This is a genomic window from Diaminobutyricibacter sp. McL0608 (assembly GCF_039613825.1).
In the GTDB taxonomy this organism is placed as follows: domain Bacteria; phylum Actinomycetota; class Actinomycetes; order Actinomycetales; family Microbacteriaceae; genus Diaminobutyricibacter.
Window position 1 is genome coordinate 923,026 of sequence record NZ_CP154826.1, and the last position, 15,649, is coordinate 938,674.

14 protein-coding genes are annotated in these 15,649 nt (G+C 65.7%); 7 read left to right on the top strand and 7 right to left on the bottom strand.

The window, feature by feature from the left end; genetic code table 11:
* Positions 1 to 3: 3 nt before the first annotated feature.
* From AAYO93_RS04285 to AAYO93_RS04310, 6 genes are all read right to left on the bottom strand, one after another.
* Positions 4 to 765 carry a succinate dehydrogenase iron-sulfur subunit gene (locus AAYO93_RS04285; protein ID WP_345763774.1) on the bottom strand — a complete coding sequence of 254 codons (762 nt, stop codon included), beginning with the start codon at positions 763 to 765 and terminating at the stop codon, positions 4 to 6.
* The gene (gene sdhA / locus AAYO93_RS04290) at positions 765 to 2,567 is read right to left on the bottom strand and encodes a succinate dehydrogenase flavoprotein subunit (protein ID WP_345763775.1); all 1,803 of its coding nucleotides are present in this window, start codon (positions 2,565 to 2,567) and stop codon (positions 765 to 767) included. The genes AAYO93_RS04285 and sdhA overlap by 1 nt, the downstream gene beginning before the upstream one ends.
* 51 nt (positions 2,568 to 2,618) lie before the next feature.
* Positions 2,619 to 3,065, bottom strand: a complete 447-nt coding sequence (locus AAYO93_RS04295) for a succinate dehydrogenase hydrophobic membrane anchor subunit (protein ID WP_345763776.1) — start codon at positions 3,063 to 3,065, stop codon at positions 2,619 to 2,621.
* 2 nt (positions 3,066 to 3,067) lie between these two features.
* The gene (gene sdhC, locus AAYO93_RS04300; RefSeq protein WP_345764812.1) at positions 3,068 to 3,409 is read right to left on the bottom strand and encodes a succinate dehydrogenase, cytochrome b556 subunit; all 342 of its coding nucleotides are present in this window, start codon (positions 3,407 to 3,409) and stop codon (positions 3,068 to 3,070) included.
* Positions 3,410 to 3,643: 234 nt separating this feature from the next.
* Positions 3,644 to 4,750, bottom strand: coding sequence for a magnesium and cobalt transport protein CorA (locus AAYO93_RS04305; protein WP_434056668.1), 1,107 nt, complete (start codon positions 4,748 to 4,750; stop codon positions 3,644 to 3,646).
* A 63-nt stretch (positions 4,751 to 4,813) separates the two neighbouring features.
* Positions 4,814 to 5,968, bottom strand: coding sequence for a glycosyltransferase family 4 protein (locus AAYO93_RS04310; RefSeq protein WP_345763778.1), 1,155 nt, complete (start codon positions 5,966 to 5,968; stop codon positions 4,814 to 4,816).
* Positions 5,969 to 6,082: 114 nt separating this feature from the next.
* Between AAYO93_RS04310 and AAYO93_RS04315 the strand changes: the two genes are divergently transcribed.
* The 7 genes from AAYO93_RS04315 (at position 6,083) to AAYO93_RS04345 (ending at position 14,443) form a co-directional block, all read left to right on the top strand.
* Complete coding sequence (locus AAYO93_RS04315) at positions 6,083 to 7,207, top strand: mannose-1-phosphate guanylyltransferase (RefSeq protein WP_345763779.1); 1,125 nt, start codon at positions 6,083 to 6,085, stop codon at positions 7,205 to 7,207.
* Positions 7,208 to 7,379: 172 nt separating this feature from the next.
* Positions 7,380 to 8,465 (top strand): BMP family lipoprotein, encoded by a 1,086-nt coding sequence (locus tag AAYO93_RS04320; RefSeq protein ID WP_345763780.1) that lies wholly within the window; start codon positions 7,380 to 7,382, stop codon positions 8,463 to 8,465.
* Between the two features lie 176 nt (positions 8,466 to 8,641).
* Positions 8,642 to 10,162 carry an ABC transporter ATP-binding protein gene (locus tag AAYO93_RS04325; protein WP_345763781.1) on the top strand — a complete coding sequence of 507 codons (1,521 nt, stop codon included), beginning with the start codon at positions 8,642 to 8,644 and terminating at the stop codon, positions 10,160 to 10,162.
* Positions 10,159 to 11,421 carry an ABC transporter permease gene (locus AAYO93_RS04330; protein WP_345763782.1) on the top strand — a complete coding sequence of 421 codons (1,263 nt, stop codon included), beginning with the start codon at positions 10,159 to 10,161 and terminating at the stop codon, positions 11,419 to 11,421. Before AAYO93_RS04325 ends, AAYO93_RS04330 begins: the two co-directional genes overlap by 4 nt.
* The gene (locus AAYO93_RS04335) at positions 11,418 to 12,704 is read left to right on the top strand and encodes an ABC transporter permease (protein WP_345763783.1); all 1,287 of its coding nucleotides are present in this window, start codon (positions 11,418 to 11,420) and stop codon (positions 12,702 to 12,704) included. The genes AAYO93_RS04330 and AAYO93_RS04335 overlap by 4 nt, the downstream gene beginning before the upstream one ends.
* An 8-nt stretch (positions 12,705 to 12,712) precedes the next feature.
* Positions 12,713 to 13,126 carry a cytidine deaminase gene (locus AAYO93_RS04340; protein ID WP_345763784.1) on the top strand — a complete coding sequence of 138 codons (414 nt, stop codon included), beginning with the start codon at positions 12,713 to 12,715 and terminating at the stop codon, positions 13,124 to 13,126.
* The gene (locus tag AAYO93_RS04345) at positions 13,127 to 14,443 is read left to right on the top strand and encodes a thymidine phosphorylase (protein WP_345763785.1); all 1,317 of its coding nucleotides are present in this window, start codon (positions 13,127 to 13,129) and stop codon (positions 14,441 to 14,443) included.
* 216 nt (positions 14,444 to 14,659) lie between these two features.
* On the opposite strand, the gene AAYO93_RS04350 is transcribed toward AAYO93_RS04345, so the two are convergent.
* Positions 14,660 to 14,989, bottom strand: a complete 330-nt coding sequence (locus AAYO93_RS04350; RefSeq protein ID WP_345763786.1) for a hypothetical protein — start codon at positions 14,987 to 14,989, stop codon at positions 14,660 to 14,662.
* Between the last annotated feature and the right edge of the window lie 660 nt (positions 14,990 to 15,649).

The following is a 15,649-nucleotide window of genomic DNA, read 5'->3' on the forward strand; positions in this document are numbered from 1 at the left end:
CCGTTACGCCTTTCCCCGCATGATCGCCTGCTTGACCTCTTGGATCGCCTGGGTGACCTGGATACCGCGGGGGCACGCGTCCGTGCAGTTGAACGTGGTGCGGCAGCGCCACACGCCCTCTTTGTCGTTGAGGATGTCGAGCCGCACCTGCGACGCGTCGTCGCGCGAGTCGAAGATGAAGCGGTGCGCGTTCACGATCGCGGCAGGACCGAAGTACTGTCCGTCGGTCCAGAACACCGGGCAGGACGACGTGCACGCAGCGCACAGGATGCACTTGGTCGTGTCGTCGAAGCGGGCGCGATCGGTTACCGACTGGATGCGCTCCTTGCCCTCCGGCGGAGTCGAGCTCGCGATGAGGAACGGCTGCACCTCGCGGTAGGAGGCGAAGAACGGCTCCATGTCGACGATGAGGTCCTTCTCGAGCGGGAGGCCCTTGATCGCTTCGACGTAGATCGGCTTCGAGATGTCGAGGTCCTTGATCAGCGTCTTGCAGGCAAGCCGGTTGCGGCCGTTGATGCGCATCGCATCCGAGCCGCAGATGCCGTGGGCGCACGAGCGGCGGAAAGTCAGCGAACCGTCCTGCTCCCACTTGATCTTGTGGAGGGCGTCGAGGATGCGGTCCGTCGGGTACATCTCGACGTCGAAGTCCTGCCACCGCGGCTCGGTGTCGACGTCGGGGTCGAACCGGCGGATGATCAGCGTGACGGTGAATGACTGGATCGGGGCCTCCGGCGCCGGCGGGGTCTCCAGAACGGCGGTCGACATCAGTACTTCCTCTCCATCGGCTGGTAGCGCGTGACGACGACCGGTTTCCAGTCGAGTCGAATGTGGTCGGCGGCGTCGGACGAGTGCGGGTCACCCGAGAGGTACGCCATCGTGTGCTTCATGTACTTCTCGTCGTCGCGCTTCGGGAAGTCGTCGCGCATGTGGCCGCCGCGGCTCTCCTGGCGGTTGCGAGCCGAGTAGACGACGACCTCGGCGAGGTCGAGCAGGAACCCGAGCTCGACGGCTTCGAGCAGATCGGTGTTGTACCGCTTGCCCTTGTCCTGGACGACGATGTTGCGGTAGCGCTCACGGAGCCTGTGGATGGTCCCGGTCACCTGCTCGAGCGACTCGTCGGTGCGGAAGACCTGGGCGTTCTTGTCCATCTCGTCCTGCAGTTCTTTACGGATGGCGGCGATCCGTTCGGTGCCCGTTCCGGAGCGCAGGCCGTCGATCAGCTCGCGGACGGCGCGCGACGGGTCTTCGGGGAGCGGGACCGCGGTCGCCGTCTTCACGTACTCGACCGCATTGTTGCCGGCGCGCTTTCCGAAGACGTTGATGTCGAGCAGCGAGTTGGTGCCGAGTCGGTTCGAGCCGTGCACGGAGACGCAGGCGCACTCACCCGCGGCGTACAGGCCGGGAACGACGGTGGTGTTGTCGCGCAGGACCTCGGCGTTGTTGTTCGTCGGGATGCCGCCCATCGCATAGTGCGCGGTCGGCATGACGGGAACCGGCTCGACGACCGGGTCGACGCCGAGGTAGGTGCGCGCGAACTCGGTGATGTCAGGAAGCTTCGTCTCCAGCACCTCGGCGCCGAGGTGTGTGCAGTCGAGAAGCACATAGTCCTTGTGCGGCCCGGCCCCGCGGCCTTCCGCGACTTCCTGGACCATGCACCGGGCGACGATGTCGCGGGGGGCGAGGTCTTTGATGGTCGGCGCATAGCGCTCCATGAAGCGCTCGCCGCTCGCGTTGCGGAGGATCGCTCCCTCGCCGCGGGCGCCCTCCGTCAGCAGGATGCCGAGCCCGGCGAGACCGGTCGGGTGGAACTGGAAGAACTCCATGTCCTCGAGCGGCAGACCCTTGCGCCAGATGATGCCGACGCCGTCTCCGGTCAGGGTGTGCGCGTTGGACGTCGTCTTGTAGATCTTGCCGAAGCCGCCGGTCGCGAAGATCATCGCTTTCGAGTGGAAGACGTGGAGCTCACCGGATGCGAGCTCGTAGGCGACGACGCCCGCGGGCTGCTGCACCCCGTCCACTTCGTTCATGATCACGTCGAGCACGTAGAACTCGTTGAAGAAGTTGATGCCGAGCCTGACGCAGTTCTGGAACAGCGTCTGCAGGATCATGTGGCCGGTGCGGTCGGCTGCGTAGCACGCGCGCCGGACCGGGGCCTTGCCGTGGTCGCGGGTGTGGCCGCCGAAACGCCGCTGGTCGATCTTGCCCTCGGGCGTGCGGTTGAACGGCAGACCCATGTTCTCGAGGTCGATGACCGCGTCGATGGCTTCCTTCGCCAGGATCTCGGCTGCATCCTGGTCGACCAGGTAGTCGCCGCCCTTGACCGTGTCGAAGGTGTGCCACTCCCAGCTGTCCTCTTCGACGTTGGCGAGCGCGGCAGCCATGCCGCCCTGCGCCGCTCCCGTGTGCGAGCGCGTGGGATACAGCTTCGAGATCACCGCCGTGCGCGCGTGCGGACCCGCTTCGATCGCGGCCCGCATGCCCGCGCCGCCGGCGCCGACGATGACGATGTCGAACTCGTGGTAGTGGACGCCGTCGATGACGGTCGATTCGGTCGTTTCAGTTGTCACTGCTTTTCCGTATGTCGGTGGGCTGGGTGGCTGGCGTATGCCCTGGGCGGCTTACTTCACCGGGCAGAACGAGGCGACGAGGTCGGCAGGGGCTCCGGCCGGGCACGGGTCGAAGGTGAAGATCACAAGGGTTCCGAGAACGACCAGGATGACGACCGCCGCGAGGATCGCCCATTTCAGGATGCGGTTGACGACGCGGTTGTACGCGTAGTCGTTCACCAGGGTGCGCATCCCGTTGCCACCGTGGATGAGCGCCAGCCACAGCATCAGGAGGTCCCAGACCTGCCAGAACGGTGTGGCGTACTTGCCGCCGATGAAAGCGAAGTCGATCTGCTTCACGCCCTGGCCGAGAACGAGGTTGATGAGCAGGTGGCCGAAGATCAGGACGATCAGCACGAGGCCGGAGGCCCGCATGTAGATCCATCCCCACTTCTCCCAGTTGACACCGCCCTTGCGTGCCGGGCGGGCAGGGGTGCGGGGAGCGTCGACGGTCGTCATGGTCAGTTGCCCCCCTCGGAGAAGATGTGGACGAGCTGCACGGGCAGGAAGCCGGCCATCAGCACGACCCAGATCACAATGACGACCCAGAACATGAGCTTCTGGTACTTGACACCCTTGCTCCAGAAGTCGATCAGGATGATGCGCAGTCCGTTGAACGCGTGGAACACGATCGCGCCGACGAGCGCGACCTCGCCCAGCCCGACGATCGGGTTCTTGTAGGTGCCGATCACGGCGTTGTACGCCTCGGGGCTCACGCGGATGAGCGACGTGTCGAGAACGTGGACCAGCAGGAAGAAGAAGATGGCGACCCCGGTGATGCGGTGAAGCACCCAGGACCACATTCCTTCGCGGCCTCTGTACAGCGTGCCCCCGGGCCGAGTCTTCTTCGGCTTCAGGGTTCCTGCCGCTTGATTCGACACGAACAACCCTCCCTGGTTGTGATCACGGTTGTCCGCGTGGAGAACCGGAAGAAGCGCAGAACGCGCCTGACCAGTCTATGACGCGTCAGAGGTGCGACGCTGCTTAGGCCGCCCTAACTGTCTTGACGTCAAGACAGTTAGGGCGGCGGCGGCGCCTCACATCCAGTTGCGTTTCTTGAAGATCCAGTAGAGGCTGACGCTCAGCGTAACCATGGCGAGGACGGCGATCGGATAGCCGAGCGGCCAGTGCAATTCGGGCATGTTGTCGAAGTTCATGCCGTACACGCCGGCGATGAGCGTCGGAGCGAACAGGATCGCCGCCCAGGACGAGACCTTCTTGACCTCCTCGCCCTGCCGGTGGCTCGAATGCGCGAGCCTGGTCATCTCCTCGTTCTGGCGTTCGGCCACGAGAGTCGAATTGACCGTCAGGATGTCGCGGAGCAGCTGCCTGAAACCGTCGACACGCTCATTGACCTGGATGAGGTGGTCGGAGACGTCACGCAGGCCGCGCTGCAATTCCTGGGTCACCCCGTACTTGGCCGTGCCGTGCTCGAGCGCGATCATCACCGTTGTCAGAGGATGGGTGGCGCGCTGGAAGTCGATGACCTCGCGTGACAGCTCATAGATGCGCCGGGAGACCAGCGCGTCGCCGCCGAACACCTGGGTCTCGATCTCGTCGATGTCGTTGGCCAGGCCGGCTACGACCGGGCCGTACCCGTCGACGACGGCGTCGATGATGGCGTAGAGGATGGCCTGCGTGCCGAAGGCGAGCAGCTCCGGTTCGCTCTCCATGCGGTGGCGGACATGCGAGAGGTCCGGCGACTCGCTGTGCCTGACCGTGATCACGAAGTTGGGACCGACGAACACGTGGAGTTCGCCGAAGTCGACCTCTTCCGGCACATCGAGGTAGCTGGCCGCTTTCAGCACCACGAAGAGCACGTCGTCGTAGCGTTCGAGCTTGGGCCGCTGGTGGGCGATGATCGCGTCTTCCACGGCCAGTTCGTGCAGGCCGAACTCGTCCGCGAGCGAGAGGAGTTCCTGTTCGGTCGGGCGGTACAGCCCGATCCAGGCGACGCCGCCCGGGGTGGCGTCGAGTGCATGGTAGGTCTCGGCAAGCGACATCGGGGATGCGACGCGGCGACCCTTCGAATAGATAGCGCTGTCGACCATGCTCCTGCGCCGCTGCGTCGTCTCCTGGGACGCTTCGATGACCGGATTCGAAGGAGGGTCCACCCGTCGCGCTCGCTGCACGAATGAAGGCATCGGAATGCCTCTCCTGCTCGTGTTGTGGGCCATGGGTCACCTCCGTGTGGTCGATTGGGCACGTCAACCATAGACCTCTCTGCTGGAGGTCCCGCTGAGTGCGAGAGCACGATCGAGGATGACCCGTTCGTAATGTCCGATCAGCTCGTCGCAGACGGATTCCCAGGTGCGGCCGAGCACGGCGCGCCTGCCGGCCTCGCCCATGCGCCGGCGGAGGGGAGCATCCATCACGAGTGCGCGCACAGACGCGCGGAGGGCACGGTCGTCGGCGGGGGAGAAGAGGTAGCCGTCGACGCCGTCGTCGACCAGGTCGATGGGGCCGCCGGCTCCCGGGGCGACCACCGGGAGGCCGCTCGCATGAGCCTCCTGCACTGTCTGTCCGAAGGTCTCCTCCGTGCCCGTGTGCGCGAAGATGTCGAAGCTCGCGTACGCGGCCGCCAGTTCCGGACCACCGAGGCGACCGAGAAACGTCGCGGGCATCCCGCGCAGCTGCCTCTCGACGACGGGGACGTGGGATCCGTCGCCGACGATCGCCAAGTGGATGCCCGGGAGCCCGCGCAGGCTTCCCAGCCGCTCGACCTGCTTCTCGGCGGCGATCCTTCCGACGTAGCCGATGACGACCTCGCCATCGGGCGAAAGGCGTTCCCGCAGCGCCCGCGTCGCCGGAGCGAACCGGTTGTTCGGGTGGTAACGGACGAGGTCGACGCCGCGGCCCCATCGGGCGAGTCGATCGATCCCCGCGCCCTCCAGGTCGGCGTGGGATGCGGAAGAAGGGACCAGAGTGAGGTCGGCTCCGTCATGCACCCACCTCACGAAACGCCACGCGAGCGTCGATGCCAGTCCTACGCCGTGACGCCGGGTGTAGCCGGCCACATCCGTCTGGAACACGGCGACCGAAGGGACGCCGAGGCGATTGGCCGCAGCGATCCCCTGGGCGCCGAGGAGGAAGGGAGAGGCGGCATGGAGTACGTCGGGCGCGAATCGGGCCAGGATGCGCTGGACGAGGGGGTTCGGAAGTCCGACCGGGAACTGGCGGTAGGCGAGTGCGGGAACCGTGTAAACGGTGAAGCCCTTGTATTCGTCCGGCGCCCCGGCATCCGGGCAGATCACGATCGCCTCGTGCCCGGCCGAGGCGAGGTGGTCGAGCACCTTGCACACGCTGTTGGTCACCCCGTTGACCGTGGGGAGGAAACTCTCGGTGACGACCGCGACCCGCATGATGCGACGTTAATCGGGCGGCATTGCGCTCGTATGAATGGTGAGTGAACCCCGGGCGCCCAGTGTGTGGACAGTTCTCGGCGGCGGATCCGGGTCCAGCGCTATCCTGACCAGATGGCTAACAGAAACACCCCGCTTGATCGGTTCTACTGTGTCATTCCGGCCGGCGGCATCGGTTCGAGACTGTGGCCGCTCTCCCGAGCCGATGCGCCGAAATTCCTCCACGACCTCACCGGTTCCGGCCAGACGCTGCTGCGCGACACCTGGGATCGGCTCGTCCCGCTGTCCGGCGAGCAGCGCATCATGGTCGTCACCGGTCGTGCCCACCGCGCAGCGGTCGAGGGCCAGCTGCCGGCGCTCGCCGACCACAACGTCGTCCTCGAGAGCGAACCGCGGGACTCGACGGCGGCCATCGGGCTGGCGGCGGCCATCCTGGAACGGCGGGAGCCCGGCGTGATCATCGGGTCGTTCGCAGCCGACCACGTCATCACCAACCAGCAGCTGTTCCGCCAGGCGGTCACGCAGGCGGTCGCGGTCGCCGATGCCGGGTACATTGCCCTGGTGGGCATCCAGCCGACCGAGCCGGCCATCGGCTTCGGCTACATCCGTTGTGGCGGGGCCATCGAGGTTGAGGGCGCCCCGAGCGCCATGGCCGTCGACTCCTTCAAAGAGAAGCCCGACCTGGGGACCGCGCAGTCCTATCTCTCCACCGGCGGCTTCCTCTGGAACGCGAGCATGTTCATCAGCCGTGCAGACCGGCTTCTGGAAGAGATCGGGCGCTCCGAGCCCGAGCTGCTGGCGGGGCTGCTCGAGCTCGCCGCCGCGTGGGACGATCCGGCGACGCGCGGGCCGGCCGTCGACCGCATCTGGCCGAACCTCAAGAAGATCGCGATCGACTACTCGGTCGCTGAGCCCGCAGCCGCCGCCGGTCGCCTGGCCGTCGTGCCGGGGTACTTCGACTGGGACGACATCGGCGACTTCGCATCGCTGGCCAAGCTCAACTCGGGCGGACGCAAGTCGGATCTCGCGATCCTCGGGGAGAACGCCCGCGTCCTCTCCGACTCGTCGAGCGGAATCGTCGTGAGCCAGTCCAAGCGCGTGATCAGCCTCATCGGGGTGAAGGACATCGTCGTCGTCGACACTCCGGATGCGCTGCTCGTGACGACGAGCGAGCACGCCCAGCGAGTGAAGGCCGTCGTGGACGCTCTCAAACTCTCCGGATCGAGCGACGTCCTCTGATTCCGCCCCACAACAGGGTGCACGCGGTGCTCAGATGAGCACTGCGCGAATAGGCATGTATTTGTAACGCTTACGTCAAGAACCTGTTTTCGATTCTTTGAGCATTCGTAACATTCGGTAACGTGAAATACATTCGGCCGCACCCGCCGGCCGGCATTCCTTGGAGGACATCTTGACAATCACAGCCCGAAAGGCCGGTCTCACCGGTCTTGCGGCGATCGGCGCCCTCGCGCTTCTCGCCGGGTGCGCGTCCGCGCCATCCACCAGCAAAACCACACCCGCAGTGGCGAGCAACTTCCTGCCCTGCATGGTCTCTGACAATGGCGGATTCGACGACCACTCGTTCAACCAGTCCAGCTACGAAGGCCTCACCAGCGCGGCCAAGGACCTCGGCATCGACTACAAGAAGGCAGAGTCGAAGACGGCGAACGACTACGCCCCGAACATCCAGAGCATGGTCGACCAGAACTGCAGCCTGATCATCTCGGTCGGCTTCAACCTGAAGGACGCGACCGAGAAGGCCGCCAAGGCCAACCCGGACATCAACTTCGCCACCGTCGACGACAACGAGATCAACCTGCCCAACGTCCGGCCGATCATCTTCGACACGGCTCAGGCCGCCTTCCTCGGCGGTTACGCGGCTGCGAGCTTCTCGAAGGCCGGCTCCGTCGGAACCTTCGGCGGCATGCAGTTCCCGACGGTCACCATCTTCATGGACGGCTTCGCTGACGGTGTCAAGTACTACAACGACCAGAAGAGCAAGAACGTCAAGGTCGTCGGCTGGAACGTCGACTCCCAGAAGGGGTCCTTCACCGGTGGCTTCGCGGCCAACGACGTCGCCAAGCAGACCGCGCAGGGCATCATCGACCAGGGCGTCGACGTGCTGATGCCGGTCGGCGGACCGATCTACCAGAGCGCTGCGCAGGCCATCCGCGACTCCGGCAAGAGCATCGCTCTCATGGGTGTCGACACGGACGTGTTCGTCTCCGACCCGAGCGTGAAGGACCTGCTCCTCACCTCGGTCATGAAGGGTCTGAACAGTGCGACCGCAGCGGTCGTCAAGGACGCGGCCGGTGGCAAGTTCACCAACACGCCCTACGTCGGAACCTTGAAGAACGACGGCGTCGGCCTGGCCCCGTTCCACAACTTCGAGTCGAAGGTCGACCCCGCCCTGCAGGGTGAGCTCGACAAGATCAAGGCCGGCATCATCGACGGCTCGATCAAGGTCACCTCGCCTTCGTCGCCGAAGCAGGGCTAATACCTCAGCAACACCGGACGGGGAGGTCAGCATGTGCTGGCCTCCCCGCTCCTTTTGTCGATGCTCAATTGAGCGCACACTGACATATGCGCAGTGAGTAGTGTGAAGAGGCGCACTGTGGCGTTTCGACGACGTGCGATTCGCTGCCCGGGCGAGTAGAGAAGGAACCCACCCGTATGAAGCTCGAACTTCGCGGCATCACGAAGAGATTCGGTGCCCTGGTCGCAAACGACCACATCGATCTCACGGTAGAACCCGGTGAGATCCATTGCCTTCTCGGTGAGAACGGCGCAGGCAAGTCCACCCTGATGAACGTGCTCTACGGCCTCTACCAGGCCGAAGAGGGCGACATCCTGCTCGACGACGAAGTCCAGCGCTTCAACGGCCCCGGCGATGCGATGAAGGCGGGAATCGGCATGGTGCACCAGCACTTCATGCTCATCCCCGTGTTCACGGTGGCCGAGAACGTGATGCTCGGTCACGAGCAGACGAAGTTCGGCGGGCGCCTCGACCTCCCGGCGGCCCGCAAGCGCGTCCAGGAGATCTCGGCGCGATTCGGTTTTCACCTCGACCCTGATGCCCTGATCGAGGACCTCCCTGTCGGCGTCCAGCAGCGGGTCGAGATCATCAAGGCGCTCTCCCGCGACGCCAAGGTCCTCGTCTTCGACGAGCCGACCGCGGTCCTCACACCCCAGGAGACGGATGAACTGATGGAGATCATGCGTCAGCTCAAGGCGCAGGGCACCGCCATCGTCTTCATCACCCACAAGCTGCGTGAGGTCCGCGAGGTCGCCGACCGCATCACGGTCATCCGCCTCGGGAAGGTCGTCGGCGAGGTCGCCCCGACCGCGACGAACACCGAGATGGCCTCGATGATGGTGGGCCGCGCGGTCGAGCTCACCGTGCACAAGGAGCCGGCCACGCCAGGGGACGCCGCGCTCGTCGTCAACGAGCTCTCCGTCATCGACCCGATCGGCCAGCTCGTCGTCAACCGGGTGTCGTTCGAGGTGCGCGCAGGGGAGATCCTCGCGATCGCCGGCGTTCAGGGCAACGGCCAGACCGAGCTGACCGAAGCGCTGCTCGGCCTCCAGCCGCGTGTCACCGGCACCATCGAGCTCGACGGAAAGCCGATCACCGGCCTCAGCGTGCGCAAAGTACTCGACACCGGCGTCGGCTTCGTGCCGGAGGACCGCAACGAAGACGGCCTCGTCGGTGAGTTCACCATCGCCGAGAACCTCATGCTCGACCGCTCCACCAGCGCACCGTTCGTCAAGGGCGGGAACCTCCAGCTCGGCTACCGCGCAGAGTTCGCCGAGCAGAAGGTCGAGGAGTTCGACGTGCGCTCGCAGGGCATCGACACGAAAGTCGGACGTCTCTCCGGCGGCAACGCCCAGAAAGTCGTTCTGGCACGCGAGCTGAGCCGCGATCTGCGGCTGTTCGTGGCTGCCCAGCCGACGCGAGGACTCGACGTCGGTTCCATCGAATTCGTCCACAAACGCATCGTCGCGACCCGCGACGCGGGGCTTCCCGTGATCGTGGTCTCGACCGAGCTCGACGAGGTCGCGGCCCTTGCCGACCGCATCGCCGTGATGTACCGCGGCGGCATCGTCGGAATCGTGCCGGGGAACACATCGCGTGACGTCCTCGGCCTCATGATGGCCGGAGAGCACCCGGCGGATGCGGGGGTCGCAGCATGAGCCAGGTGGCAACCGAGCCGGACACGCGCTCTGCACCATCCGTCGAACCGCCGTCGCGCTGGCAGGTGGCGATGCGGGACATCCTCGGCGGCAGCGTCATCATCTCGATCCTCGCCGTAGTGATCGCGCTCGTCATCGGCGCGATCCTCATCGCGATCACCGACCCCGGCGTCCAGAAGGCGTCCGGATACTTCTTCTCGCGGCCCACCGACACGTTCCAGGCGATCTGGAACTCGGTGTCGAGCGCGTACGTCTCCCTCTTCCAGGGTTCGATCTACAACTTCCGGCGGCCGACATTCGCCGGGGGCATCCGCCCGCTGACGGAGAGCCTGACGTTCGCAACGCCGCTCATCGCGGGCGGTCTCGGCGTCGGCCTCGCCTTCCGGGTCGGCATGTTCAACATCGGTGGACGCGGCCAGATCCTGATCGCAGCCGGTGTGGCCGGCTGGGTGGGCTGGTCGTTCAACCTTCCGCCCGTCATCCACCTGGTCGTGGCCATCATCGCCGGGCTCATCGGGGGCGCGCTGTGGGGCGGTATCGCAGGTCTCCTGAAGGCCCGCACCGGTGCCCACGAGGTGATCGTGACGATCATGCTCAACTACGTCGCCTTCTACCTGCTGTCCTACTTCCTGCGCACACCGGGCCTGTTCCAGGCGCCGGGATCGAACAACCCGAAGTCGCCCCCGGTGAAAGCGAACGCCATCCTGCCGCCGATGTTCGGCGACCAATTCAACCTCACCTGGGCGTTCGTGATCGTCATCGCCATGACGGTGTTCGTGTGGTGGCTTCTCAGCCGTTCGTCACTCGGATTCCGGTTCAAGGCGGTTGGCGAGAACCCGAACGCGGCACGCGTAGCTGGTATCGACGTGAAGAACGTCTACTTCGTGGCCATGCTCTTCTCGGGTGCCCTCGTCGGATTCGCCGGCATCAGCCAGGCGCTCGGCACGTTCCCTCAGGGCATCACCGCCGACCTGGATGCGAGCATCGGATTCGATGCGATCACCGTCGCCCTGCTCGGCCGGTCGCGCCCCTGGGGCATCTTCATCGCCGGCCTGCTGTTCGGTGCGCTGAAGGCAGGTAGCTTCACGATGCAGGCGGCCAACAACATCCCGATCGACATCGTGCTCGTCGTACAGTCCCTGATCGTGCTCTTCATCGCGGCGCCGCCGCTGGTGCGCGCGATCTTCCGGTTGCCGACGCCCGGAGAGGAACCGAAGAGACAGCGACCCATCGTCACGAAGGAGGTGGCTGCAAAATGAGCACCGCAACGACCACCGTCCAGCCCGACGCCGGGCCCATCGTCCTCGAGCGCACCCAGATCAAGAGCTGGAAGGCGCCGATCGCGCTCGGCGTGTTCGCGATCATCGGGCTCATCCTCTTCTTCGGGCTGTCCCGCTCGGGTGAAAGCAGCTTCCGCTTCACCGAACCGGGTGACGTGATCAAGCTGAGTGTGCTCACGGTGCCCACGGCCGCGACTTGCATCGTCGTGGCGATCATCCTCGTGCTGCTCGCCGCGCTCAGCTGGTTCCTCGTGTGGCGGGTGGGTAAATCGCCGCTGTGGTTGGCCATCGTGTTCGCCGTCATCTTCATGTTCGGGTTCCTGACCTGGGCCGCGGCAGGCCACACGGTACCGTTCACCGGACTCCTGCTTGGAAGCGTGAGCCTTTCCGTGCCCCTCGTCTTCGGCGCGCTCGGCGGTGTCATCTCCGAGCGAGGCGGCGTCGTGAACGTCGCGATCGAGGGGCAGCTGCTCGCCGGTGCGTTCGCATCGGCCGTGATCGCGTCAGCCACGCACAACGTGTTCGCCGGGCTGGTCGGGGCAATGGTCGCCGGAGTGCTCGTCTCGTTCGTCCTCGGGGCGTTCGCGATCAAATACCTGGTCGACCAGGTGATCGTCGGCGTCGTGCTCAACGTTCTGGTGACCGGACTGACGAGCTTCCTCTTCTCCCAGGTGCTCTCGGCCAACCCGACCGTGCTGAATGCACCGCCGCGTCTGTCGCGGTTCCCCATCCCGTTTCTCAGCGACATCCCGATCGTGGGCCCGGTGCTGTTCAACCAGTCGCTGATCGTGTACCTGATGTACATCGCGATCTTCGCGGTGTGGTTCGGCCTGTTCCACACCCGCTGGGGACTTCGCCTGCGGTCCGTCGGCGAGCACCCGAAGGCCGCTGACACCGTAGGCATCAACGTCACGGGGACGCGGTTCTGGAACGTCTCGCTCGCCGGCGCGGTTGCCGGTCTGGGAGGCGCGTACTTCACGCTCGTGTCGGCTCCCGGCTTCGGCAAAGAGATGACAGCGGGCGCGGGCTTCATCGCTCTCGCAGCGGTGATCTTCGGTCGCTGGGACCCCATCCGGGCCACCCTCGCCGCGCTGCTGTTCGGTTTCGCGTCCTATCTGCAGACCACGCTGAGCATCATCGGCTCGCCGGTACCCAGCGAATTCATGCTGATGCTGCCCTATCTCGTCACGATCTTCGCGGTTGCAGGCCTCGTCGGGCAGTCGAGGGCCCCCGCGGCCGACGGCAAACCGTACATCAAGTAGGGGAGCGCATGACCGACCTCGCGATCGACTGGGATGCGCTGCGCGAAGCCGCGCGCTCGGCGATGAAGAACGCCTACGCGCCCTACTCGGAATTCCCGGTGGGCGCGGCTGCCCTGGTGGACGACGGCCGCATCGTGAGCGGATGCAACGTCGAGAACGCCAGCTATGGTGTGACGCTCTGCGCCGAATGCGGGCTCGTCTCCGCGCTGCACATGAGCGGAGGCGGACAGCTCGTCGCCTTCACCTGCGTCGACGGTCACGGCAACATCCTGATGCCATGCGGCCGCTGTCGGCAGTTGCTCTATGAGCACTCCGCTCACGACATGGTGCTCGAGACCGTCTCGGGCATCCGCACGATCGACGAAGTTCTGCCCGACGCGTTCGGGCCACGACAGCTGACCGACTACAAGGGACAGGACTAGATGAGCACCACCGCCACCACCGGCGGGGTCGAGGCGTTCGACGCCGTCGACCTGATCCACGCCAAGCGCGACAAGGGCGAACTGTCCACCGCACAGATCGACTGGCTGATCGACGCCTACACACGGGGGTACGTCGCCGACGAGCAGATGTCGGCGATGACCATGGCCATCTTCCTGAACGGGATGACCAGGCGCGAGATCCGCGACATGACCATGGCGATGATCGCATCCGGCGAACGGATGTCGTTCGAAGGACTCGGCAAGCCGACCACCGACAAGCATTCGACCGGTGGAGTCGGGGACAAGATCACACTCCCGCTGATGCCCCTGGTCGCCGTGTTCGACGTCGCGGTTCCGCAGCTCTCGGGTCGCGGGCTCGGCCACACGGGAGGAACCCTCGACAAGCTCGAGAGCATCCCGGGCTGGCGAGCCAACCTGACCAACCAGGAGATGTTCGACCAGTTGCGCGATGTGGGTGGCGTGATCTGCGCGGCAGGCAGCGGTCTCGCGCCGGCCGACGGCAAACTGTACGCGCTGCGCGACATCACCGGTACCGTCGAGGCGATCCCCCTGATCGCGTCCTCCATCATGAGCAAGAAGGTCGCCGAGGGCACGGGTGCGCTCGTGCTCGACGTGAAGTTCGGCTCGGGCGCGTTCCTCAAGGACATCGAGCGGTCGCGCGAGCTCGCACGCACGATGGTCGACCTCGGGCGGGATGCTGGGGTCGCCACCTCGGCGCTGCTCACGAACATGAACGTCCCTCTCGGTCTCGCGATCGGTAACGCGAACGAGGTGCGGGAATCGGTCGAGGTCCTCGCCGGCGGCGGACCCTCCGACATCGTCGAACTGACGGTGGCGCTGGCACGCGAGATGCTCGCACTCGTCGGCAAGACCGACGTCGACGTGGAGGCAGCGCTCACGGACGGCCGGGCGATGGACAAGTGGCGTGAGGTCATCCGCGCGCAGGGCGGAGACCCGGATGCGCCGCTTCCGGTTGCGAAGGAGACCCACACCGTCGTCGCGGATCGCGATGGCGTGCTCGTCGAGCAGCAGGCTCTGCCGTTCGGGATCGGGGCGTGGCGACTGGGGGCCGGACGGGCCCGCAAACAGGACCCGGTGCAGCACGCTGCCGGGATCGACCTGCACGCGAAGCCGGGCGACACCGTGCGCGCAGGCCAGCCCCTGTTCACGCTGTCGGCGGACGAGCCGGCGCGTTTCGAGCGCGCGCTGGAGGCTGTCGAAGGCGCATGGCGGATCGGCGGCTCCGGGGACCCCGTCCTCGACGGCGGCCCGCTCATCGCCGACCGTATCTCCTAGCGCTCTCGAGGGCCTCTCGCCCCGTCGCGCGAAAGACGACCTGCACCCCACAGCGGTCGCGAACGCACCAGTTCGAGATTGGTCCCCAATATATTGGCGACCAATCGACTTGTTCGCCAATGTATTGGCAACCAACCTCCCAAGGCCGGTCCAGCCCATGGATTGGTCGCCAAAATCTTGGCAACCAATCGCTCCACGGTCGCATATTTTGGCAACCTATTGGTCGTTGAGCCCACCCCGAGCGATGAGCGCGCGACGGGTTCGTGCGCACGCCTCGTCGAATGTCATATGTCTGTCGACGCGGACGGTGAGCCAGCCTTCGGCAGCGATGTTGTTCAGCCGTACAACGTCGCGACCGTACTGTCGGTCGTCGGTGCGGTGGTGCTCGCCGTCGTACTCCACGAGCACCCTGGCCCGAGCGTAGACAAGATCGCCGATCGCCAATTCGCGGCCGTGAGCGTCGACGATCGCCACATTCACCTGCGGCTCGGGGAGCCCGGCGCGAACCAGCGCAAGGCGGAGCATCGACTCACGTGGCGACTCCACCCGCTCGCGTATCTGTGCCAGGGCCGCCCGGAGGCGTCTCGAGCCAGGGGATTGGCCGTATGCCGACACCGCCGCAGCGATCTCGACGTGTGTGGCGATGGCGCGCGGCCGCCCAAGCAGCCGATCGCCGGCCACTATCAGTTCGTCCAGAGTCAGGACACCGGACAACTGGCACCAGGCCACCGAGGCGCTCACAACCTGGAGCCCATTCCCTTCGACGACCTCCACCCGATCGCGGCGCGCCGAGTGTCCAATTACTCCGACGACACGGGGAGGTCGAACCGGTGCAAACGATGAAACGTGAATTTCGCCTTCCCGTTCCAGTCGGAAGGGCAGCGGCAGGCCGTGGAGGCGCGCCGCCGTCGTGTGGCTGAAGAACTGCTCCGGTTTGAGGCGAGCAGAGAGTGCCTCGCACCGGCCTCGGAAGTTCTCAGAAAGCCGCGCATCGACGCGGACTCCGTGAAATGGTCGCGCGAGATCGGAGGCGAACATTCGATGCGCGGGGACACCCGCCTCCGTCGCCTGCGCGACGGTGAACGGCCGGTTTCTCAGGGCGGAAGGGAGCGGGCTGCGGCTGGGCATGACCGAAGCTTGGCGAGCTCAGCGCGCTCGGGCACCGTGAACTGCGCGAACAGTGGATAACGCTTGCGGCTCCAGTAA